Origin of the sequence: Neisseria mucosa (assembly GCF_013267835.1) — a bacterium.
Classification (GTDB): Bacteria; Pseudomonadota; Gammaproteobacteria; order Burkholderiales; family Neisseriaceae; genus Neisseria.
The window spans coordinates 1,971,969-1,994,525 of record NZ_CP053939.1 but is presented as its reverse complement, the minus strand read 5'-3'; the positions used below and the strand labels follow the sequence as shown (position 1 = coordinate 1,994,525).

20 protein-coding genes, 1 tRNA gene and 1 pseudogene are annotated in these 22,557 nt (G+C 50.3%); 7 read left to right on the top strand and 15 right to left on the bottom strand.

Annotated elements, in window-relative coordinates; all coding sequences use genetic code 11:
- Positions 1 to 39 precede the first annotated feature (39 nt).
- Positions 40 to 1,821 (bottom strand): bifunctional chorismate-binding protein/class IV aminotransferase, encoded by a 1,782-nt coding sequence (locus tag FOC66_RS09545; RefSeq protein ID WP_003748094.1) that lies wholly within the window; start codon positions 1,819 to 1,821, stop codon positions 40 to 42.
- Between the two features lie 166 nt (positions 1,822 to 1,987).
- Here FOC66_RS09545 and ppk2 point away from each other — a divergent pair, with 166 nt between their 5' ends.
- Positions 1,988 to 2,917, top strand: coding sequence for a polyphosphate kinase 2 (ppk2, locus tag FOC66_RS09540; RefSeq protein ID WP_003748092.1), 930 nt, complete (start codon positions 1,988 to 1,990; stop codon positions 2,915 to 2,917).
- Positions 2,918 to 3,030: 113 nt separating this feature from the next.
- On the top strand, positions 3,031 to 3,279 hold the full coding sequence (locus FOC66_RS09535) for a hypothetical protein (RefSeq protein ID WP_003748091.1): 249 nt from the start codon (positions 3,031 to 3,033) through the stop codon (positions 3,277 to 3,279).
- A 63-nt stretch (positions 3,280 to 3,342) separates the two neighbouring features.
- Here the strand turns inward: FOC66_RS09535 and FOC66_RS09530 are convergent, their stop codons facing one another.
- The 5 genes from FOC66_RS09530 to tpiA form a co-directional block, all read right to left on the bottom strand.
- Positions 3,343 to 3,777, bottom strand: coding sequence for a pyridoxamine 5'-phosphate oxidase family protein (locus tag FOC66_RS09530; RefSeq protein ID WP_003748088.1), 435 nt, complete (start codon positions 3,775 to 3,777; stop codon positions 3,343 to 3,345).
- 54 nt (positions 3,778 to 3,831) lie between these two features.
- Positions 3,832 to 4,389: a UbiX family flavin prenyltransferase gene (locus FOC66_RS09525; RefSeq protein ID WP_003748086.1), complete on the bottom strand. Its 558-nt coding sequence runs from the start codon at positions 4,387 to 4,389 to the stop codon at positions 3,832 to 3,834.
- A 90-nt stretch (positions 4,390 to 4,479) separates the two neighbouring features.
- Positions 4,480 to 4,565 (bottom strand) — tRNA-Leu (locus FOC66_RS09520).
- Positions 4,566 to 4,580: 15 nt separating this feature from the next.
- On the bottom strand, positions 4,581 to 4,940 hold the full coding sequence (gene secG, locus FOC66_RS09515; protein ID WP_003748083.1) for a preprotein translocase subunit SecG: 360 nt from the start codon (positions 4,938 to 4,940) through the stop codon (positions 4,581 to 4,583).
- 7 nt (positions 4,941 to 4,947) lie between these two features.
- A complete protein-coding gene (tpiA, locus tag FOC66_RS09510; RefSeq protein WP_003748082.1) occupies positions 4,948 to 5,721 on the bottom strand; it encodes a triose-phosphate isomerase in 774 nt (257 codons plus the stop codon).
- Positions 5,722 to 5,903: 182 nt separating this feature from the next.
- Between tpiA and FOC66_RS09505 the strand changes: the two genes are divergently transcribed.
- Positions 5,904 to 6,560, top strand: coding sequence for a protein-L-isoaspartate O-methyltransferase family protein (locus FOC66_RS09505; protein ID WP_003748080.1), 657 nt, complete (start codon positions 5,904 to 5,906; stop codon positions 6,558 to 6,560).
- Between the two features lie 52 nt (positions 6,561 to 6,612).
- On the top strand, positions 6,613 to 6,942 hold the full coding sequence (locus FOC66_RS09500) for a rhodanese-like domain-containing protein (RefSeq protein ID WP_003748077.1): 330 nt from the start codon (positions 6,613 to 6,615) through the stop codon (positions 6,940 to 6,942).
- A gap of 55 nt (positions 6,943 to 6,997) precedes the next feature.
- On the opposite strand, the gene FOC66_RS09495 is transcribed toward FOC66_RS09500, so the two are convergent.
- The 4 genes from FOC66_RS09495 to FOC66_RS10825 form a co-directional block, all read right to left on the bottom strand.
- The gene (locus FOC66_RS09495; protein WP_003748074.1) at positions 6,998 to 7,687 is read right to left on the bottom strand and encodes a hypothetical protein; all 690 of its coding nucleotides are present in this window, start codon (positions 7,685 to 7,687) and stop codon (positions 6,998 to 7,000) included.
- A 183-nt stretch (positions 7,688 to 7,870) separates the two neighbouring features.
- Complete coding sequence (gene fabF / locus FOC66_RS09490) at positions 7,871 to 9,118, bottom strand: beta-ketoacyl-ACP synthase II (RefSeq protein ID WP_003748072.1); 1,248 nt, start codon at positions 9,116 to 9,118, stop codon at positions 7,871 to 7,873.
- Positions 9,119 to 9,280: 162 nt separating this feature from the next.
- Entirely contained in the window at positions 9,281 to 9,517 is a 237-nt protein-coding gene (acpP, locus tag FOC66_RS09485) for an acyl carrier protein (RefSeq protein WP_003679644.1), read from the bottom strand.
- 260 nt (positions 9,518 to 9,777) lie between these two features.
- Positions 9,778 to 9,903 carry a hypothetical protein gene (locus FOC66_RS10825; protein WP_265511057.1) on the bottom strand — a complete coding sequence of 42 codons (126 nt, stop codon included), beginning with the start codon at positions 9,901 to 9,903 and terminating at the stop codon, positions 9,778 to 9,780.
- Positions 9,904 to 10,101: 198 nt separating this feature from the next.
- Between FOC66_RS10825 and FOC66_RS09480 the strand changes: the two genes are divergently transcribed.
- A complete protein-coding gene (locus tag FOC66_RS09480; RefSeq protein WP_003748070.1) occupies positions 10,102 to 11,559 on the top strand; it encodes a DUF389 domain-containing protein in 1,458 nt (485 codons plus the stop codon).
- 44 nt (positions 11,560 to 11,603) lie between these two features.
- Here the strand turns inward: FOC66_RS09480 and FOC66_RS09475 are convergent.
- The 3 genes and pseudogenes from FOC66_RS09475 to ppk1 all read right to left on the bottom strand — a co-directional run.
- Positions 11,604 to 11,795 (bottom strand): annotated as a pseudogene (locus FOC66_RS09475) (aminotransferase class IV); the annotation flags it as partial.
- 442 nt (positions 11,796 to 12,237) lie between these two features.
- Positions 12,238 to 14,253 carry a prolyl oligopeptidase family serine peptidase gene (locus FOC66_RS09470; protein WP_003748066.1) on the bottom strand — a complete coding sequence of 672 codons (2,016 nt, stop codon included), beginning with the start codon at positions 14,251 to 14,253 and terminating at the stop codon, positions 12,238 to 12,240.
- 100 nt (positions 14,254 to 14,353) lie between these two features.
- A complete protein-coding gene (gene ppk1, locus FOC66_RS09465) occupies positions 14,354 to 16,411 on the bottom strand; it encodes a polyphosphate kinase 1 (RefSeq protein WP_003748065.1) in 2,058 nt (685 codons plus the stop codon).
- Positions 16,412 to 16,619: 208 nt separating this feature from the next.
- Between ppk1 and fabI the strand changes: the two genes are divergently transcribed.
- Entirely contained in the window at positions 16,620 to 17,408 is a 789-nt protein-coding gene (fabI, locus tag FOC66_RS09460) for an enoyl-ACP reductase FabI (RefSeq protein ID WP_003748060.1), read from the top strand.
- Between the two features lie 447 nt (positions 17,409 to 17,855).
- On the top strand, positions 17,856 to 18,299 hold the full coding sequence (mscL, locus tag FOC66_RS09455; RefSeq protein WP_003748057.1) for a large conductance mechanosensitive channel protein MscL: 444 nt from the start codon (positions 17,856 to 17,858) through the stop codon (positions 18,297 to 18,299).
- A 119-nt stretch (positions 18,300 to 18,418) separates the two neighbouring features.
- Here mscL and FOC66_RS09450 read toward each other — a convergent pair whose 3' ends face one another.
- On the bottom strand, positions 18,419 to 19,138 hold the full coding sequence (locus FOC66_RS09450; protein WP_196794544.1) for a hypothetical protein: 720 nt from the start codon (positions 19,136 to 19,138) through the stop codon (positions 18,419 to 18,421).
- 233 nt (positions 19,139 to 19,371) lie between these two features.
- Positions 19,372 to 22,263, bottom strand: coding sequence for an Rne/Rng family ribonuclease (locus FOC66_RS09445; protein ID WP_003748051.1), 2,892 nt, complete (start codon positions 22,261 to 22,263; stop codon positions 19,372 to 19,374).
- Positions 22,264 to 22,557 lie beyond the last annotated feature (294 nt).

Here is a 22,557-nt window from a genome sequence, read left to right as displayed (position 1 = left end):
TTACGACAATTTGAATCACGATGATTTGACTATTGCCATTTATTTACGGAGCGAAACCGCAAACACGCCCCTTAAAGCATTGCTCAAGCGGATTTCTTCCGCATTTTCCAACATAGAACGCGTGATGCGGGTTTCTTTGATTGTATCCGCACCTAAAAGCCGCGGCTGCTTCAATACCGCTTGGCGCATCACTCCGTTCAAAATATCCAAATCCAAAGACGGCGTAAGCCATTGTCCCTGATATTTGATAAACACATTGCTTCTTCCACCCTCTAACAACAGGCCGTCTGAATTGAAAAACAAGCTGTCAAATGCGCCCTGCCCTTCTGCCGTTTTCCATGCTTGGTCAAAAATTTCACGGCGTGTGGTTTTAAAACGGCGCAGATAATCGCGTTGGCTTAATGTGTGTTCACTCAGGATGACATATTGTTGCCCATCCAATTCAGAAACAGCCGCATGGCTCAATGCAAGGCCGTCTGAAAACAAGGCTGCTTTGACTCTAAACAACCCATTTGGCAATGCATCTATATAATGTTGGATTTGCTCTATTGCATTTTGAGGCCAAGGCAGGTTAAACGCTTGCGCCGAGCTGTTCAGACGGCCCAAATGCAAATCAAGCAAACGGCATTGTTTGTCTTCCACGCGCATGGTTTCAAAAATACCGAAATCAGGCCGCAAGTCATTGAGAAAACGCGCCTTCCAACCGCACTCGCGATATTCGGCCTCCGGATCGCTATCAATCACAATCCCCGAACCCACGCCATAAACACCTTGATAAAGGCCGTCTGAAACCGGCTTCAGAGATAAAGTGCGGATCACGACATTAAACACGCCTTCAAACCCCAAACCCGTATCACACGGATGCAAAAAGCCGATGCTGCCTGTGTACAAACCGCGCGGTTCGGATTCAAGGGACTCAATAATCTGCATACTCATGCGTTTGGGTGCGCCGGTGATACTGCCGCACGGGAAGGCTGCACGGAGAATATCGGCAACCGAAACACCAGCCAGCGCCTGCGCTTCGATGGCACTGGTCATCTGCCAAACACTGCCGAAACGGGAAACTTTAAACGGTTCAGGCACGCGTACTTTGCCTGTTTGCGCGATTTTGCCGAGGTCGTTGCGCAACAAATCGACAATCATCACATTTTCGGCGCGGTTTTTCGGATCGTTTTGCAATTCAACGGCGCGGCGTTCATCTTGCCCATCGTGAAGAATCGGCGCAGTGCCTTTCATCGGCTCAGTTGTAATCAAGCCGTCTGAATCGATTCTGAGGAAAAGTTCGGGAGAAAAACACAAAGTCCACGCGTCCTGCCCTACCCCGTCGGGCAGACAAGACAAAACGGCATACGGCACAGGCTGGCGCAAGCGGCGGTAAAGCTGGATCGGATTGCCGTATGCTTGCAGGTGCAGGCGTACGGTGTAATTGATTTGATAGGTATCGCCGCGGCGGATGGCTTCGTGGATTTGACGGATATGCTCGAGATAATCGGCTTCGGATACGGAGAATCGGGGAATAGAAATACCTGCCTCAAGGCCGTCTGAATGATTGGCCAGCCAGTTTTCGGCATCGATTTCGGAATAATCGGCAAACCAGTGCAAACGCAGACTGCCACTGTGGCCAGACGGAATATCCATCAGCGGCAATCCGAATTCGTAGTCTGCAAACAACACTGCATGCAAACCCTTTTTCCAGCCAGCTTGCAAAATACTTGTTAACGAATCCAGTTCGTTATGATAAAACCGATGGCTTTCTACATGATTTTGATAGAGTTTTGCTCGGCCGCTCACGGCATCGTCAAACAGGGCGAAATAAGGCATGATTGCTGTACAAATAGGCTGATTATACGCTGCTTTTACATAAGTTAGCAGACAAATTCAAAAAAAGCACTCAAATGTAATTTTATGTAGTCGAACGAGGCATAAAAGGGTAGAATCAAACCATACCACACTATATCATTTAAAACTTAATCGATAAGGAGACTTTATGGCAGACCACCAACTAGAACCGTTCGAGAATGTTGAACTGGGCGAGAAACAAGACCAGCTGCAAGTATTCGAAAAGGCTGTTTTGGAACACGAAGGACGCGGTTCAGACGAAGATTCCAGCAGCGCACCGCTTCCTGCCAACTACCCGTACAAACAACGTATGCGCCGTTCTGTTTACGAAAAAGAAAAACAGAAACTGCAAATCGAATTATTGAAAGTACAAAGCTGGGTCAAAGATTCCGGCCAACGCATCGTCAGCCTATTTGAAGGCCGCGATGCAGCCGGTAAAGGCGGTACCATCAAACGTTTTATGGAACATTTGAACCCGCGCGGCGCACGCGTTGTCGCACTGGAAAAACCGACCACGACCGAACGCGGCCAATGGTATTTCCAACGCTACATCCAAAACCTGCCGACCGCAGGCGAAATGGTATTCTTCGACCGTTCATGGTACAACCGTGCCGGCGTAGAACGCGTCATGGGCTTCTGCGAACCTAACGAATACCTACTCTTCATGCGTCAAACCCCTGAATTGGAACGTATGCTTGTTGCCAGCGGCATCCACCTGTTCAAATTCTGGTTCTCAGTATCCCGTGAAGAACAACTCCGCCGCTTCATCTCCCGTCGTGACGACCCCCTGAAACACTGGAAACTGTCCCCTGTGGACATCCAGTCGCTCGACCGCTGGGACGACTACACCGAAGCCAAAAACGCCATGTTCTTCCACACCCACACCGGCGACGCGCCTTGGGTCATCATCCGCTCCGACGACAAAAAACGCGCACGTTTGAACTGTATCCGCTACTTCCTGCACCAGCTGGACTATCCGGGCAAAGACGTGAAAGCCATCGGCAAAGTGGACGATAAAATTGTTTTGATTCCCGACACACGTTACAAAGAAAAAACCGTAGACATCGGACACGATTAAAATCTAAGTTCGAGTAGTTATTGACTCAATTAAGTGGATTTTTGTTCTGATATTTTCGGAATAAAAATCCACTTACTTTATGGAAAACCGTCATCAGACTATTTGGCTACGCAATGACATCTAACGACAAAACAAATATCTATACCAAATTCTTCAACACCGAAACATTAGATGCTGTCCCCGTATGGCAGTTTGACGAATACATTGACGGCATCAACACTCGCCGAATCTATTTACATGCAGATGGGCATACCGAAAACATCTCCGAACGCGACAACTTATTACATGGGGAATTAACCGATTTAGATTTATCATACAGCGAGTACATCAGCCCATCAGAATTTGAAAAACTTTGGCAATAATATTAAATACGAAATCATACAGCTAAAGGCCGTCTAAAATTTCATCTTTCAGACGGCCTTTTCTTAATCCTCACGATTCCAATACGTTTTTTGTGCGAATACCAATTTATTGTCAGTGAATTTTACATTATCCAAATTCAACGCCCAGACATCACTTTTCATCACCCTGGCGGCAGGATGCGCTTTGTAAAATAAAGACTGCGCCGCTTTCAAATCCGCTTCATCTTCAATCAAAGCGGCAGTCGCCGCAAACTGAACACCGCTGATTTTCGTGATACTGTCAGGCTGACCGGCGATGGTGCCGGCTACTTTGGCAGAACGGCTCATCAGTCCGCCATGCTTTGTTTTCAAAGAAGTCAGCACAATCAGGCGGGCATTGGCTTCATCAAACACATAAAAACAACAAGCCGCCCAAACTTCGCCATCTGCCACCGCAGCAATACTGACGACATGATGATTGCTCAAAAATTTAACAATATTGGCAGGAATCGCTTGCATAATTTTTATCCTCTTTCTCAGTGTATTAAATTTATTTTCAGGCCGTCTGAAACATCAGCCCTGCCAGCGCGGCGCATCGGTTTGAACAATACCGAACAAGTCCAAAGCATGAGACACGCTGTGCGTAATCATATCATCAATGGATTCGGGCTTCTGATACAGAGCCGGAACGGGAGGAAACACAATGCCGCCCATCTCTGTTACACGGCGCATATTGTCGATGTGTGCCAAGTTTAACGGCGCTTCACGCACCATCAACACCAGTCTGCGCCGCTCTTTCAACGTTACATCCGCCGCACGGCTGAGCAAATTATCGGCAAACCCGTGAGCAACCGAAGCCAAAGTTTTCATTGAACACGGCGCAATCAACATTCCGTCCGTCAAAAACGAACCGCTGGCAATACTTGCCCCGACATTACGGACAGAATGCACGACATCCGCCAAAGCATAAACGTCTTCTTTGGTGTAATCCGTTTCCAAAGCGCGGGTCATCTCCGCCCCTTGCGAAACCACCAAATGCGTTTCTATCTGATGCTCACGCAAAAGCTGCAAAGCCTTCACGCCATACTGAAAACCGCTGGCACCGCTGATGCCGACAACCAAACGCTTCATTGTATTTCCCTGTCTCGGCCTAAAAATAAAGGAAAGGCAGATTCTCAAGACGAAAAAATAACCGCTAAAAAGCGGTTAGATTTTCTAATGTGGTGCCGACAGCGAGATTTGAACTCGCACAGCCTACGGCCACTACCCCCTCAAGATAGCGTGTCTACCAATTCCACCATGTCGGCATAAATCAAATTGTCTTACTGCTGCTGAGGATTCGGAGCAACAGGAGTTGTATCGTTTTGGGCAGGCGTTGCAGGCTTAGGAGCCTGTTGGGTCTGCTTCACATCGCTGAAGTCTAAACCGTGCTTATTGGAGTGGGTGTGAATATACACCATTGCCATGCAGGTCGCAAAGAAAAATGTTGCAGCAACGGCAGTCGAGCGGCTGAGGAAGTTGGCATTACCGGCAGAACCGAATACGCCTTGCGCGCTACCGCTGCCGGAACCGAATGTTGCGCCGGCATCCGCACCTTTACCGTGTTGCAGCAATACTAACACGATTACGAATAGAGCGGAAATAATATTAATAATCCAAATAAGGGTTTTAAAGGCTTCCATATGTTTTCTACGAGGCTTGTGCTGCGTTGATGATGGCGGTAAAGGAGTCATAGGATAATGACGCGCCACCAACCAATGCGCCGTCTACATGAGGTACTGCGAAGATGTCGGCTGCGTTATCCGCTTTCACACTTCCGCCGTAAAGAACGCGGATTTTAACATCGCTTCCGCACAAAGACAAGATTTCTTTGTAGATAAATGCGTGCATGTCGGCAATTTGTTCGACGGTGGCGACTTTGCCTGTGCCGATCGCCCAAACCGGCTCGTAGGCAACGGCAATGTTTTGGGTGTTCAGACCTTGCAGGATGGAAAGCTGATGGGCAATGACTTCGTGTTCTTTACCGGCTTCGCGCTCTTCCAGGCTTTCGCCGACGCACAACAATGGAATCAGGCCGACGTTGAGGACGTTTTCCATTTTACGGCGTTGGATTTCGTTTTTCTCGCCGAAATAAAGGCTGCGCTCGGAGTGGCCGATGAGGACGATGTCTGTACCGATGTCGGCAAGCATTTCGGCGGACACTTCGCCGGTGTACGCGCCGTTATTCGGGAAACGGCTCACGTCTTGCGCACAGGTCAAGATGCGGTTGTTCAAAACGATTTGCATGGCGTTGTGCAGTTGCAACAGATACACGGTCGGGGCAGCCAGGCCGATTAATACGCGTTCGGCGGTTGGCATGACGCGGAAGCGGTGCATAAGTGCATTGTTGTTTTGGAGTCGGCCGTTCATTTTCCAGTTGCCGATAACCCATTTTTGATCCCACATTCCGATTTGGTGATACATCTTTATTGCTCCGTGTGTTGGTTGTTGCTTGTTGTAGCGTGGTGTAATGTGAAAGTTTAGTGGATATATGTGCGCTTGGCAATTATTAACAAGCCTCGAGGCCGTCTGAAAGATGGCACACTCTCCGACAAGGATTTATAATGTATGTTTCGATAAAATTAAGAATTGAACGGAGCACAAATATGGACTTTGAAAAAGCGCGTTTCAATATGGTTGAACAGCAGATTCGTCCGTGGGATGTCTTGGATTTCGACATTTTGGATGCTTTGGAGGAGATCGGGCGCGAACATTTCGTCGGCGAGGCTTTTCAAGGCTTGGCCTATGCGGATATGGAGCTGCCGCTGGCCAACGGCCATAAGATGTTGGAACCCAAAGTCGTTGCCCGCCTGGCTCAAGGTTTGAAACTGAAAAAAGACGAAACCGTCTTAGAAATCGGTACAGGCTCAGGCTATGCAACCGCCCTGCTGTCCAAACTGGCCGGCAAAGTCATTACCGACGACATCGATGCCGAGCAACAGCAACGTGCCAAAAAAGTCTTGGACGAATTGGGCTTTGCCAACGTCGATTATGTGCAAAACAACGGCCTGACCGAAGCATCGCAAGGCGCGCCTTTTGATGCGATTTATGTGGGCGGCGCAGTAGACAGCGTGCCTGAAATCTTAAAAGAGCAATTGAAAGACGGCGGCCGCATGGTCATCATTGTCGGCCGCAAACCGGTACAACACGCGCTTTTGCTGACACGCAACGGCAATGAGTTTTCCGAAAAAGTATTGTTCGACACCGTAGTGGCCCACTTGGAAGACAAATCGGCCAATCCGTTCGGCGATTTCGATTTTTAAACAACAGGCCGTCTGAAAATTCAGACGGCCTCATGCTTTCATCCCCTACCCTATGACCGACATCATCCAACTCCCGCCCACCGAATTGAAACAATGGCAGGACGAAGGCCGTGCATTTCATCTGCTCGACGTCCGCACCGATGAAGAACGCGCCATCTGCACCCTGCCCGCTGCCATTCATATTCCGATGAACCTCATCCCCCTGCGCCAAAACGAGCTGCCCGACGATGATTTACCCATTGTTGTCTATTGCCACCACGGCATCCGCAGCCTGCATACGGCAATGTATTTGGAAGACGCCGGATTTGAAAACCTCTACAACCTGCAAGGCGGTATTGATGCTTGGGCGGAGCAAATCGATGCCAAGATGATTCGGTATTAAATTGCTTTTATGAATAAAAGGCCGTCTGAAACTGGATTTCAGACGGCCTTTGCGATTATTTCACAAACCGTGCATCTGCCATAAACGGCCGTGTAGCGGCTGGTTTGGCCGAATAGAAGCGGGAGAAAGTGCTGTCAATTTTGGTTTGTATCGGTTTACCGTCTAATGTTGCCGATGCTTCCAATTTTACGCCACCGCCACTGGTTTCGCCCAATTTCATATTTGGGAACGTCAGTTTGGCAATATTGAGTTTCACATTTTCCACTTTGGTATCGGGAGACATCAGCTGTTTGCCGACCGGACGGATTTTTTCACCCTCATCATGAGGCGCGGCACCACCGTTATCGTCAACCACGCCGATATTAATCAATCGGGCAGCTGCCAAGTCCATCTTGCCGTTTTTAACCGGAATACCGACAAACAGTTTTACGCCGCGATGAATGAACGTATTGTCCCGCCACTGAGTTTGGCCCTCTCTCGGCGGTTTGGTTTCCGCCGCCACCGAATAAGTACGGCCCATAATCATCAATTTATAGCCCGGAATTTTTTTCGAACCCAACCCATCGGCAATATCTTCAACCAACTGCGGCGCAGTCAAATCTTCATTTGCCAAAATACGGGCCGATGTTTCTGCCAGATAAGCAGGTTTGCCGTTTATGGTTAATGCTTGTTCATGGCCGAAATCAGCCGCAAATGCAGGTATGGCGGCCAAAGCGGCCAATGTCAAAATACCGATGCGTTTCATCGCTTACTCCTGATGTAGAATATGGTTAGACTATTTATCCGAAAAACTCAGACAAATCTTAGACGAAACCATATTATTCTATAAATGATATAGATTATCAACAATATTTATAATACGGACAATATAAAGGCCGTCTGAAAACCAAGTTTCAGACGGCCTTTCCAATCTGGCTTAAAAGCTATATCAGCCTGTAAAGCGTTTGAATACCAATGTGCCGTTGGTACCGCCAAAACCGAAGGAATTAGAGATGGCGACGTCGATTTTCGCATCACGCGCTTCGTTGGCGCAGTAATCCAAATCGCAACCGGCTTCAACGTCTTGTTCAAAAATGTTGATGGTCGGTGGAGATTTTTGCTCGTGTACCGCCAACACGCTGTACAACGCTTCCACGCCGCCTGCCGCGCCGAGCAAGTGTCCGGTCATGGATTTGGTAGAGTTGACGATGACTTTGTGCGCGTGATCGCCCAGTGCGCGCTTGAGGGCTTTGGTTTCGTTGGCATCGCCCAGCGGAGTGGACGTACCGTGTGCGTTGACGTAATCAACGTCTTCAGGGTTCAGGCCAGCATCTTTCAGCGCGCGGGTAACCGCCAATGCAGGGCCTTCTTCGTTCGGAGCGGTAATGTGGTAAGCATCGGAGCTCATACCGAAGCCGACGATTTCGGCGTAGATTTTCGCACCGCGTTTTTTCGCGTGTTCCAATTCTTCCAACACCAGCACGCCAGCGCCTTCGCCGATAACGAAACCGTCACGGCCTTTGTCCCACGGACGGGATGCGGTGGCAGGATCGTCGTTGCGGGTGGAAAGTGCCTTCATGGCAGCAAAACCGCCCACGCCCAAAGTGCTGATCGCGCCTTCCGCACCGCCGGCAATCATCACATCCGCATCGCCGTATTTAATCAGTCGTGCAGAGTCGCCGATAGAGTGCGCGCCGGTCGTACAGGCAGACACCATGCCGTAGCTCGGGCCGCGGTAGCCTTTAAGGATGGTAACATGGCCGGAAATCAGGTTGATCAACGAGCCCGGAATAAAGAAAGGATTGATTTTGCGCGCGCCGCCTTCGAGTACGGCTTTGCCGGTCGCTTCAATGCTCGGCAGGCCGCCGATACCGGATCCGATGTTGACACCGACGCGGTCTTTGTCGAGGGTTTCCAAATCGTCCAAGCCTGAATCATTGATGGCTTGCAGGGCGGCGGCGATACCGTAATGGATGAACACGTCCATGCGGCGCGCTTCTTTAGCGCTGATGTATTGGCCGATATCGAAATCGCGCACTTCGCCGGCGATTTGGCTGTTGATGTCGGATGCGTCAAAGCGGGTAATCCGTCCGATGCCGCTTTTGCCTGCGAGCAGATTGCTCCATGCGGTGGCGACGTCGTTGCCGACCGGTGATACTTGGCCAAGACCTGTGATGACTACTCTTCTCTGACTCATGATAATCTCGCTGTTGGTTGTCGGGATTTTCGCGGCAGCCTTGCTCTTTTTCTTCGTGAAAACGGGCAAAACTCATGCCGTCTGAAATTTCAGGGGTTTGATAATAAGGTAAAAGCCTCTATTGCGATGGCGCAGCAGAGGCTGGATGTTTGAGGCGACCGATTAGCCTTGGTGGGCGTTGATGTAGTCGATAGCCAATTGTACGGTAGTGATTTTTTCAGCGTCTTCGTCAGGGATTTCGCAGCCGAAAGCTTCTTCCAAAGCCATCACCAGTTCCACGGTGTCCAGAGAGTCAGCACCCAAATCGTCTTGGAAAGAAGATTCATTTTTCACTTCGGCTTCGTTTACGCCCAGTTGTTCAGCAACAATTTTTTTAACTTGTTGTTCGATGTTTGACATGTCAGTCGTTCCTTTTCGCCTTGCGGCAGGTTGTTTAAGAGAAATAATTCGTCGGTATTGTACCGAATTCGGATAGAGTTTTCCATCTAATCCTACATTTTAGCACAGATTATTCTGGAAAAACCTGTTGTTGCGCATATTAGCATAGGCTGATTTTAACCTACAAGCGGGAATTTGTTTTTCTTTGGTATCAATAAGTTAATAAGCGGAAAGGTCGTCTGAAAACTGATTTCCCCGTTTTCAGACGACCTTTTATTCAATCAAGGCAGATTTGGGATAACCCAAGTAGCGTGGGCTTTGCCCACGAAATCCACCATCCAACAACTAAATCCGACAACAGTCACATAGACTTTCATTTTGGCATTCATCTCGTGGGTAAAGCCCACGTTACGGCTTGCTGTAACGGCAACTTTGCCCTTCCTTCATCTAACGGAGGAAGTTTGTGGACGTATGCTAATATATTATATACTGCGGGAAGTGTGCCTGTCAGATTTAGCCGTAATGGCAAAGCATTATTTCATTACTCAAAAATTCTTTATGAATTAGATGTTTAAAATAGACTATTAAAACTTTAGGATACGCACATGCAAGATCAGGAAAAAAGTAAAAATCAGGAAATACAAGAAAATCAGCCAAAAGAAGACAATGGTGCCATGACCAAGTTGCAAGATGTGTTCAATCTTGCGCATGACCAGGCCCATCCCGATAAAATTGATGCCGTCATCCGCGCCAATACTCGGGTGTCCGGAACCAATATGTGGGTATTGATGTTTGCCATTGCCGTGGCGAGTATCGGTCTGAATGTAAACAGCACGGCGGTAGTGATCGGCGCGATGTTGATTTCGCCGTTGATGGGGCCGATTGTCGGTATGGGTTACGGTTTGGCGGTAGGGGATACTGCGCTGATCCGTCAAGCCGTGCGCAATATTATTATATTCGTCGTCATCAGCTTGATTACCGCTACGTTGTATTTCCTGTTAACCCCGCTTAAAGAGGCGCAAAGCGAGCTTTTGGCGCGTACTCAGCCGACCCTTTGGGATGTGTTGATTGCCTTCTTCGGCGGTAGTGCGGGTATTGTGGCGCTGACTCGAAAAGAAGGAGGCAATGCCATACCGGGTGTGGCGATTGCTACCGCATTGATGCCGCCCCTGTGTACTGCGGGCTACGGACTGGCACATGGCAACTGGCACTACTTTCTCGGTGCTTCATATCTTTTTGCCATCAACTGCGTGTTCATCGCTTTTTCGACCTTGTTGTTTTCCAAGCTGCTCAAGCTGTCGCGCAGGGGGTTGATAACGGAATCCAAACGCCGGTTGCAAAGCATCATTATTACTGCCGTCGTGTTGGCTGTGATGATTCCGAGCGGCTATATGGCATCAGGACTGGTGCGTCAGGAGATCTTCAACACCAGAGCCAATGCCGCCATTGCCACTGCGCAGCAACAGGAAGGTTTTTTCGTGCTGCGTAAGATGTTGAACCACAGAGAAAATAAAGTCGGTCTGATTGTCAATGGAACGGGCAATGCCGAGAAAATTTCCGCCTTGCTGGTGAAAAGCCTTAACGCGTCGGGGGTGAAAGAGCCGAAGGTCAACGTGGTCTATGCGGGAGGGAACGATGCCAAAATCGAAGAATTGCTGGCAAGCCGAAACAACCCGGTTCAGCAGCAAAATGAGCTGAAAGAGCAGCAGGCCTATATCGATACCATACTGGCAGGCAAAGCCTCCGATATCGACGATGCAGCGGTACTCAAGGAATTAAAAGCCCAATATCCGGAAGCGGAAAAAATCGTTGTCGGACGCGGCTTGGCTTGGGATAAAGCGCAAACAACGCCTGTTTCCGAACAGTCTGAAAGCCAAAAAAACGTAGAACTGAAGACAGATACATATGACGATATCGTCGTTGTCTCTCTCGAATTGGAGCAGCCATTGCCCGCCAAAGATCTCGAGCGGATACAGGCGTGGTTACGCCAGCGTTATGAGGGTAAGGTAGTGCGCATATTGCAAACGCACAAGTCTCAGACAGATAAACCGTCTAACGAATAATCGCCTTCAGGCTTTATCCATTTCCGAGAAATCATTGATTGTTCCTAGTACACCAAATCCGCCTCAAACACGCCTCTCAAGGCGTTGGAGAGGCGGATTTTTTCTGCGCGCTCGAGCATGTCGCGGGTGATATGCGTTTCGATGACTACGTCCGCGCCCAAGTAGGTTTGCGGCTGCTGCAACACGGCTTGGCGCATGATGCCGTTGAGGATATCCAAATCCAGAGACGGGGTGAGACGGGTGTTTTTGTGCATGTTCATGTTTCAGTATTCTCCTGGAAATACTGTAAACAACGCTACTAGTTTCTACAGCATCGAGTTGATAACGTCGCCCACCCCGGCAAGGTTTTCTGTGCCAAGGACGAGTTTGAGTTTCTCAAAGTCGATTTGGTCTTCGCAACAGACTTCGGGAAAGATTTGTTTGAGTTTTAATATATTGTTTTGTTTGAAATTATTTTCTAAATCGTGTATAATTTTTCGGTTCGGTTGCCATAATTGCGTCTTCCATCAATGATCACTTACAAAGTGTCCATTTTATCGGGATATGTTGAAAGTTAAAAGAAAAGAAGGCCGTCTGAAAACTTTAATATTCGTTTTTCAGACGGCCTTCTTTTCACTTACCGAAACAAGAGTATTTTGTTTCTCAACTTTACAAAACAGTCAGTCCTGCTGCTTACTTCTACCCTAAAAACTCTTTCAAAAACAGCAAGACACAGGCGAGTTCGTCGGCGGATTCGCGTTGCGTGCCGTTGCCGGTATGGCCGCCGCCGTCAGGCGAGTAGAGCCAAGATTGCGGCGAGGTTTCGCGCAGTTTGGCGTAGAACTTGAGCGCGTGGGCGGGATGGACGCGGTCGTCGCTGAGGCTGGTGGTAATGAGCGCAGGCGGATAATTGATGCTGTCTGAAAGATTGTGATACGGCGACAATTCGCCCAGCCAGCGTTTGCAGACTTCGTATTTCTGCGGATTGCCGTATTCGTCCGTCCAACTTGAACCGGCGGAGAGCAGCGGATAGCGGATCATATCGGTCAGCGGCACTTCGCACACCAGCGCACCGATGCTTTGCGGTTCGCGCACGAAGGCGGCGGCGGTAATCAGGCCGCCGTTGCTGCCGCCCTGCAAACCGATGTGTTGGGGCGAACTCATGCCGCGTTCGGACAAATCGCGCACGACGGCAAGCAAATCATCGACGCTTTTGTGTTTGCTTACGCCTTGCGCCGCCTGATGCCAGCGCGGGCCGAATTCACCGCCGCCGCGTATGTTCGCCAACACGAAGGCGTTGCCCTCTTCCAGCCAATATTTGCCGACGCTGCCCAGATAATGCGGCAATTCAGGAATGCCGAAACCGCCGTAGGCATAGACCAGCGTTGGCGTGTCGGGCGCAGCGTTTTTGCCGACGTGGAAATAAGGAATGCGCTCGCCGTCGGCCGAAGTCGTCCAAAACTGCTGCACGTTGATGCCGTCTGAATCGAACTGCTGCGGCTGGCGGCGCATGACGGTCAGTTCCATCACGTTCAAATCCAGCGCAAACAGCGTCAGCGGCGTAGTGAAATCGCTGGAGGCAAGGTAAACCACGTCTCCGCCCCACGGTTGGTCGGTCATTTCCAACGCACCCGAAGGCAGGCGCGGCAGTTCGACTTCCTGCCATTTGCCATCGCTAAAGCGCCACGCTTTCAGACGGCCTTGTACGTTTTCCAAAAGGCTCGCCACCACAAAACGCTTGGTCGTTTCCACACTTTCCAATGCCTGCGTTTCATCGGGCGCAAACAAAAGCTGCGCCGCCCCGAGTTCGCCCCGATTCAGCTTCACCGCCACCAGCGCGCCGCTCGGATAGCTTTGGTTCGCACGGTTCCAGTCTTTGCGCAACGTCAGCAAAAGATGCCCCGCCAGATAGCCGACCACGTCGCAATCATTGGGCAGGTTTAACGGCTTCGCCTCGCCTTCAGACGACACCTGCAAATAGGTTTTGGTATAAAAACCGTCCGACGCTTCAATCAAATCAATCGGCGAACCCTGCGGATCAAGGTAACGCCACGCGTTCACCATCATCGCGCCTTTATCAATTTGGTACACCGGCAGGCTTTCCTCGAAACTCTTGCCGCGCTCCACCAGCCACACTTCGCGCGGATAGCCCGATTCGGTCAACTGCCGCTCATCCCAAGCCGGACACACCCACACGCTATTTTCATCGCGCCACGACACATGGTTTTTGCCTGCCGGAAAGTGAAAACCGCCTTCTACCAATTCCCCTGCTTCCAAATCCACTTCCAGCGTATACGCCGTATCGCCACCCGATTTGCTCAAGGTTAACAGCGCGCGGTTGGGCTTTTCCACCAAGTGCGAAACGCCGCCCAAATACACATCGTCGCCGAGCAGCTCGTCGAAATCCGCCACTGAAAACAGGATTTTCCACTCTGGATAGCCGGAACGGTAAGTCGCCGCGGTACATACGCGGTACACGCCCTTCGGATATTCCGCGTCCTGATGGAAATGGTACATCCGCGCGCGGTGTTCCTGACAAAACGGAATCTGACGCGTGTCCTGCATCTGCGCCAAAATCCCGTCCGACAGCGCGCGCGCCTTGTCGTTTTCTAAAAAACGCTTGCGCGTTTCGGCATGCGCCGCGGCGGCGAAATTTTGCGTTTCGGGAGATTCGAGGTTTTCAAAATGGAGATAGGAATCGGGGTAGGATTTCATAGAAAAGGCCGTCTGAAAGATTGGGAAATGGGATTATAACGGCAAAATCAAAAAAGGCCGTCTGAAACCTGCGTTTCAGACGGCCTGAACATTCTTCAACTCAACGCCCGTATATTTTCCACAAACCTTCCTGCAAACCAAACGCAGGCTCGCCGTCTTTCGGCTGGGTGCGGACGTAGCTGCCGTCAGGCTGCATCAGCCAAGCCTGGGTATTGTCTTCCAAAGCCATTTCCAAGCCTTCGCGGATCACGCGCTCTTTGAGTTCGGGCGTGGTAATCGGCGTGGCGACTTCAATGCGGCGGAAGAAGTTGCGACCCATCCAGTCGGCGCTGGAGATAAAGGTATCGTCTGCGCCGTTGTTATGGAAGCAGTACACGCGCGAGTGTTCGAGTTGGCGGCCGATGATGGAGCGGACGCGGATGTTTTCGGACAAGCCTTTGACACCCGGGCGCAAGGTACACATACCGCGCACAATCAGATCGATTTGCACGCCTGCCGCGCTGGCTTGATACAGCGCATCGATTACACTCGGCTCGATGAGGGAGTTCATCTTGGCGGTAATCCGCGCCGGTTTGCCTGCTTTGGCGTGTTCGGTTTCCTGCTTGATGCGGTCGATGACCATTTTGTGCAGGGTAAACGGGCTTTGATAGAGCTTGTTCAGACGGCCCGGCTTGCCCAATCCTGTGATTTCCATAAACAAAGTGTTCACATCGGCAGTGATTTGTTCGTCGGCGGTGATGATGCCGAAGTCGGTGTAGATGCGCGATGTGCCTTGGTGGTAGTTGCCGGTACCGAGGTGGGCATAACGCTTGAGTACGCCGTCTTCGCGACGGATAACCAAAGCCATTTTGGCATGAACTTTGTAGCCGAATACGCCGTACACGACGTGCGCGCCTGCCTCTTCCAGCTGCTTCGCCCAGTTGACGTTGTTGGCTTCGTCAAAACGCGCCATCAGTTCGACCACGACGGTAACCTGTTTGCCCGCCAGTGCGGCCTTCATCAATGCGCGCACAAGCTCGGAATTGCTGCCGGTGCGGTAGATGGTCATTTTAACGGCCAACACATCCGGATCGGCCGCTGCCTCGCGTATCATTTGGACAACCGGATCGAAAGATTGATACGGATGGTGCAGCAAGATCGGCGACTGTTTGACCAGTTTGAATACGGAGCCGTTTTTGCGTAAGGCTTTCAGACGGCCTGCATTACGCGGTGGGAACTTCAAATCCGGCCTATCCACCAAATCGGGGACGGCATTGAGGCGCACCAAATTGACCGGTCCTTTGACCTGATACAGCTCGGCAGAAGTCAGCTTGAACTGGGCAAGCAGGAAGTCGTGAATATGCGCCGGACAAGTATCCGCCACTTCCAAGCGCACGCCGTCGCCGTATTCGCGGTCGTGCAATTCGTTTTGAATCGCGGCACGCAGGTTTTTCAAATCTTCTTCATCAACCGTCAAATCGCTGTCGCGCGTGAGGCGGAACTGATGGCAGTCTTTAACCTTCATACCGGGAAAAAGTTTGCCGACATGGGCGTGCAAAATCGAAGACAAGAACACAAAGCCTGCATCACCGCCGCAAATTTCAGACGGCATGGGAACGACGCGCGGCAAAATGCGCGGCGCCTGCACAATCGCCATTCCGGACGGACGGCCGAACGCATCCGTACCTTCGAGTTCGACGGCAAAGTTGAGCGATTTGTTTAACGGGCGCGGGAACGGATGCGAAGGATCAAGGCCGATGGGCGTGAGAATGGGCAACAGCTCGTTGTCAAAATAATTTTCAATCCATTTTTTCTGCGCGGCCGTCCATTTGTGGCGGCGATAGAAATGAATACCGGCGCGGCTGAGTGCAGGCTGCAATACTTTGTTAAACAGATCGTACTGCTCGCGAATCAAGGCCTGTGCCTCTTTTGCCACCGCTTCGATGGTTTCGGCCGCAGTTTTGCCGTTGTCGAGCGGCTGATGCGGGCGCAATTTATTTTCGCGTTTCAACCACGCCATGCGCACTTCAAAAAATTCGTCCAAATTGGAAGACACGATGCACAGAAAACGCAAACGTTCCAACAAAGGAACTTTCGTATCCTGCGCCTGAGCCAGTACACGGCGGTTAAACGCCAACAGGCTGAGTTCTCGGCAGAGAATGCGGTTTTGCTCGGGCATGGTTCACTCCTGAAACATCGGTCATTAACACCATCAAGTATAACGTTTTGCCGACGTTCCGTCAGGTTTCAGACGGCCTTGACAGAAAACCTTATCCCTATTTGAGGCAAGACAAAGGGTTATCCGTTATTTTCTATGCCGAAACAGCGGTTTTTGCTATAATGCGCAGTTTAATGCAACCGCAATACCACTGCTAAAGGATAAGAAAATGGGCTTTTTGCAAGGCAAAAAAATTCTGATTACCGGCATGATCTCCGAGCGTTCCATCGCTTACGGCATCGCCAAAGCCTGCCGCGAACAAGGCGCGGAATTGGCATTCACCTACGTTGTCGACAAACTGGAAGAGCGCGTCCGTAAAATGGCGGCCGAACTCGGCTCCGAACTCGTGTTCCGCTGCGACGTTGCTAGCGACGACGAAATCAACCAAGTTTTCGTTGACTTGGGCAAACACTGGGACGGCTTGGACGGCCTCGTTCACTCCATCGGTTTCGCCCCTAAAGAAGCTTTGAGCGGCGACTTCCTCGACAGCATCAGCCGCGAAGCGTTCAACACCGCTCACGAAATCTCCGCATACAGCCTGCCTGCGCTGGCCAAAGCCGCCCGTCCGATGATGCAGGGCCGCAACGCCGCAATCGTTGCCCTGAGTTACTTGGGCGCCGTTCGTGCCATTCCTAACTACAACGTTATGGGCATGGCCAAAGCCAGCCTCGAAGCCGGCATCCGCTTCACTGCCGCCTGCCTGGGCAAAGAAGGCATCCGCTGCAACGGCATCTCCGCAGGCCCGATCAAAACCCTGGCTGCTTCCGGCATCGCCGATTTAAGCAAACTCTTAGGCCACGTCGCTTCCCACAACCCACTGGGCCGCAACGTGACCACCGAAGAAGTCGGCAACACCGCCGCCTTCCTCTTGTCCGACCTCGCTTCCGGCATTACCGGCGAGATTACCTACGTTGACGGCGGTTACAGCATTAACGCGCTGAATGACGAAGAGAACTAAACGGTTTACACACCAAACGCACTTTCATCATGAAAGTGCGTTTTTTATGGCCATTACATTATGGTTTGAATAACTGCATGACAAAAAAGGCCGTCTGAAAGTCAAATACGGATACGAAACATTACCTTTACAGGCTTTCAACGGCTATGCTTTCAACATTATTATATTATCATTCCACCTTAACCTAAAAATTCGATAGAGCATTGATTCTAAAGATAACATTCATATTATCTGATACTTAGCCACAGATAAAAGTGGTGCAAAAAAGTAACAAAAAAAATTCAGACGGCCTGTTTTTCATACAGAAGGCATAGAAGCCGGGCATTTTTAGCATGAAATACAAAATTTAACATTATTGAAATTTTCTTAACCGATAAAGCGTTAATATGCCTGCCGATTTATTGAATCACATCTGATTTTGACTCAAACACATACAGGAGATTAATTATGTCAATCGCTTCAGAATTTAAAGAATTTATTATGCGTGGCAACGTGATCGACCTCGCAGTCGGTATGGTTGTCGGTACAGCATTCAGCGGCATCGTCAAATCATTGGTTGACGACGTAATCATGCCCCCTATCGGCCTATTGATCGGCGGCGTTGATTTCTCCAACCTGTTCATTACATTGAAAGACGGCGCACAAGCCGCTCCTGCAGAAGGTTACGCCAACTTGGCAGCCGCCCAAGCAGCCGGTGCCGTTACCCTGAATATCGGTCTGTTCATCAACACCGTGATCAGCTTCCTGATCATCGCCGCTGCCATCTTCTGCGTGGTTAAAGCCATCAACTCCGTAAAAAAAGCCGAAGCTCCTGCTGAAGAAGCACCGGCAGAGCCTAGCGAAGAAGTTCTGTTGTTGCGCGAAATCCGTGACTCTCTGAACAAAAAATAATCACAATACCCAAACATACACACAAACTAAGGCCGTCTGAAACCATTTCAGACGGCCTTTTCTAACTCCATCGCTCTGACATAGTTGGCTGTTTAAGAAAAACTACAAGCAGCTATCCTTCATTTATTTATAGAAACCTTGCTTACGACCTCATTATTTTTACCCAATAGATAAAGGAAATTATCATTTACCTCTAATTTACCAAGATAAACGCCATAATCCATTTCATGAGCAGGACAGGTTTTAATCAAATGACGAATACTCTTGTCTTTATTTTCAATATTCAAAAACAAGTCAACTTTATCGATCTGATGTTCCACTTGAATGGAAAAAGTGGTGGATTGAATCTTTTTCTTTTTCCATACCCAACTATTTTCATAATGGTTTCTTTCTATTTCATTCACTACATCCCCAAGTAAGCAGAATGGAATAGAAAGCTTATGAAACACACGGTTTGCCCCTTCAACTAAAGCAGCCAAGAGCATCTTTTTCTTATCAACAGGATCTAAAGCTTCATAGGTACAAAAATCAAATGGAACCTGAACAGTATAGACACCAAGTAAGTTTATGATACAAGGATTGCAGACCTTATCCATGCATTCTATGATGATTTTCCAACAATCCTTAGTTGGAACAGGCTTGAAGAGTCGCTCCAACATAGATGTCATACACTTCGATTCATATACAAACGCTTTTCTATGGCATTTCCAATTTTGATTGTAGTCCTCTATCCTGGCCTCCTCGTATCTTAATGAAGCTGAGTCCATCAACTCCTCGATCCTTTGGCGATTTTCCACATAAGGTCTATCTAATTCAAAATATCTTAATTTCATATTCATACTTCCATGATCTTATTTTTTATACAGGACCAACCCTATGTAAAGGCTAAGTCTTTCAAGGTAGCAATGATTCTGAGCTCTAAATATCGAGAACTCCAACTTCTTGATGCTTCATACTTCTCACCCTCCTCAAAAGAAATTTCCTTTTCTTAACTATTCCCTATAGTCGTAGCACTTCTCCTGTAAAAAAGCCCGATGCGTTCAACATCGGGCTTTTAACTGGAAAACCAATCTTAGTCTTTGCGTGTTTCCACCAAAATCATTTCGACTGCTACGTCTTCCACTTCTACTTTAGGCACATCCGAACGGCGTGTTTTGGCAACCGATTCGGGTTGCGGCTGCGCGGCAAAAGCGGCAACGGCTTGCGGATCGGTTTCAACGAAAATCAAATCGCCCAAACCTTCCGGCAAAACAGCGGCAACAGGCGCTGCTTCAGCTACGGCCTCAGTTTGCGTCGCCACAGTTTCAGTTGCTGTTTCAACCGGTTCTGCGACTTCTGCAACGGCAGTTTCATTCGGAGACAATACCGCGGAAATAGCTTCTTTGACGTTGCTGACGGCAGATGCAAGCAGGGCTTGTTCGGCATCGGCGCTTTCAGTTTGCGCGACGGCAGGCTCGTCTTCGCTTTCAATGGCAAATACGAATGGCTCTGCGCTGGTAACTTCAGGCTCGGATACCACAATCACCAGCGGCTCGGCATGATCATCTTCCTGCGGCAAAGGTACATTTTCAGCTTCAACCGTTTCGTTCAAACCCAAAACATGCGCCACGGCAAAGAGGACTTTGTCGGCGGTGTCGGTAATGTTCAGGTATTGCTCGATTTTTGCCGAAGACGGAATATTGCGTTTTTTGCTGTTTGAACGGCGGTCGTTGCGGTTGTTGCGCTGACGGTTGTTGCGTTCGCGTCCTTGACGGCCGTTGTTTTTCACACCCTCTTCGCTGCGGGCATTGTCGTCCGCTTCCGCTTGCGCCTGTTCGCTATCGGCTTGAACGTTTGCGTCTTCAACATGGCTTTCCGCATATTGGTTACGGTTGCGCTCGTTACGGCCGTTGTTGCGGCGGCGTTTATTGCCGTTTTGTTCCGCTTGGTTTTCAGACGGCATCTCAGCCAGTGCGGCCACTTCTTGAACGTTTACGTCTTCAACCGCTTCCTCGACACGGTTGCGATCGTTGTTGCGCTCATCGCGGCGGTTGTTGCGGTTGCGGCTGCGGCGGCTTTCTTTACGCTCGTCGTTGCGGCTTTCGTTTGATTTGCTTTCTTCAAACTTACTGTCGGCGGCTTCGGCATTCACTTCGCGCACTTCAACTTTGCTGCCGTCGTGTTTGTTGTTGCGGCGCGGATTTTGACGGCGGCTGCTCGAACGGCGGTCGCCGTTTTGGCCGCGGTTGTTTGCCGTGCGTTTTTCGGCAGGCTCTTGAGCGACTGCGGCAGGCGCAGGCTCGCCGCCGAAAATACGTTTCAACCAGGCTTTGAAGCTGTCCCACCAAGAGGCTTTTTTCTCAGGGGCGACAGTCGGCGCAGGCTGGGTATGGCGCACGCCTTTGACGGCAGGCTCAGGACGGGCCGCTTTGGCTTTTTCGCTGCCGAAAGGTTTGGCGGATTCGTCTTCTTCCGGCTCGGCAACGCGTTTGTAGCTCGGTTCGCCGTCTTCTTCTACGTCATCGATGCGGATGCGGTTGATTTCGTAGTGCGGGTTTTCCAAGTGGATATTTGGAATCAGGACGACGTTCACATCCAAACGCTCTTCCATCGCAAACAGCTCGGCGCGTTTTTCGTTCAACAGGAAGGTGGCAACATCGACAGGCACCTGTGCGCGTACTTCGCCGGTGTTGTCTTTCATTGCTTCTTCTTGAATGATGCGCAAAACGTGCAGGGCGGTGGATTCGATGCCGCGGATGACGCCGGTACCGGCGCAGCGCGGACACGCAACATGGCTGCTTTCGCCCAAAGCCGGTTTCAAACGTTGGCGGCTCAATTCCAAAAGGCCGAAACGCGAAAGTTTGCCCATTTGCACGCGGGCACGGTCTTTTTTGAGCGCGTCGCGCAGGACGTTTTCAACATCGCGCTGGTGCTTGGGGTTTTCCATGTCGATGAAGTCGATGACGACCAAACCGCCCAAGTCGCGCAGGCGCATTTGACGGGCGACCTCTTCGGCGGCTTCCATATTGGTTTTGAACGCGGTGTCTTCGATGTCCGAGCCGCGTGTGGCGCGCGCGGAGTTGACGTCGATGGAAACCAGGGCTTCGGTGTGATCGATCACAATCGCGCCGCCTGACGGCAGGCTGACGCTGCGTGAGAATGCGCTTTCGATTTGGTGTTCGATTTGGAAGCGGGAGAACAACGGCGTGTGGTCTTGATAGAGTTTCAGACGGCCTACATTGCTCGGCATGACGTAGCTCATGAACTCGGCAACTTGGTCGTAAACTTCTTGATTGTCCACCAAAATCTCGCCGATGTCGGGACGGAAATAGTCGCGAATCGCACGAATCAGCAGCGAGCTTTCCATAAAGAGCAGGTAAGGGTCATGGTGTGCTTTGCCTGCTTCTTCAATGGCTTGCCAGAGCTGTTTGAGGTAGTTCAAGTCCCATTCCAACTCTTCCGCGCTGCGGCCGATGCCGGCGGTGCGGGCAATGATACTCATGCCGTTCGGAATGTCGAGTTCTGCCATGGCGGCTTTCAACTCTTGGCGCTCTTCGCCTTCGATACGGCGGGATACGCCGCCGCCGCGCGGATTGTTCGGCATCAATACCAGATAGCGGCCGGCCAGACTGATGAAGGTGGTCAGCGCCGCGCCTTTGTTGCCGCGCTCGTCTTTTTCGACTTGGACGATAACTTCCATGCCCTCTTTGAGCACGTCCTGAATACGCGCCCTGCCGCCTTCGTAGTCGCGGAAATACGAACGCGACACTTCCTTAAACGGCAAAAAGCCGTGGCGGTCGGTTCCGTAATCGACGAAACACGCTTCCAGCGACGGCTCGATGCGGGTAATGATACCTTTGTAGATATTGCCTTTACGCTGTTCTTTGCCCAGCGTTTCGATGTCCAAGTCCAAAAGGTTTTGGCCATCGACAATGGCAACGCGCAGCTCTTCGGCCTGCGTTGCGTTGAATAACATTCTTTTCATAGTCACCTCGTGAACAGCGGCCGTTTGATTTGTGAATATCTTTTTCAGACGGCCTGTCTGTCCGGTTGGCACTCTGCAAAGGCAAGATGGGGGAACCCCTGTGTAACCAGTTTTTGATTTGAAATCCGCAAGGTTGCATGCTTGAACTCAAGCCATGTGCGGACGGATTCGGATAAAGAAGGAAATAAAGAACAATGCGGCGGAAAGGTTGATGGTTCCGCTGCCGTCCGAATGCTGATGTTTCGGACAAAATGAAGGCAGCCTACATCTTCTTATTATCGTAGCGCCGGTAAT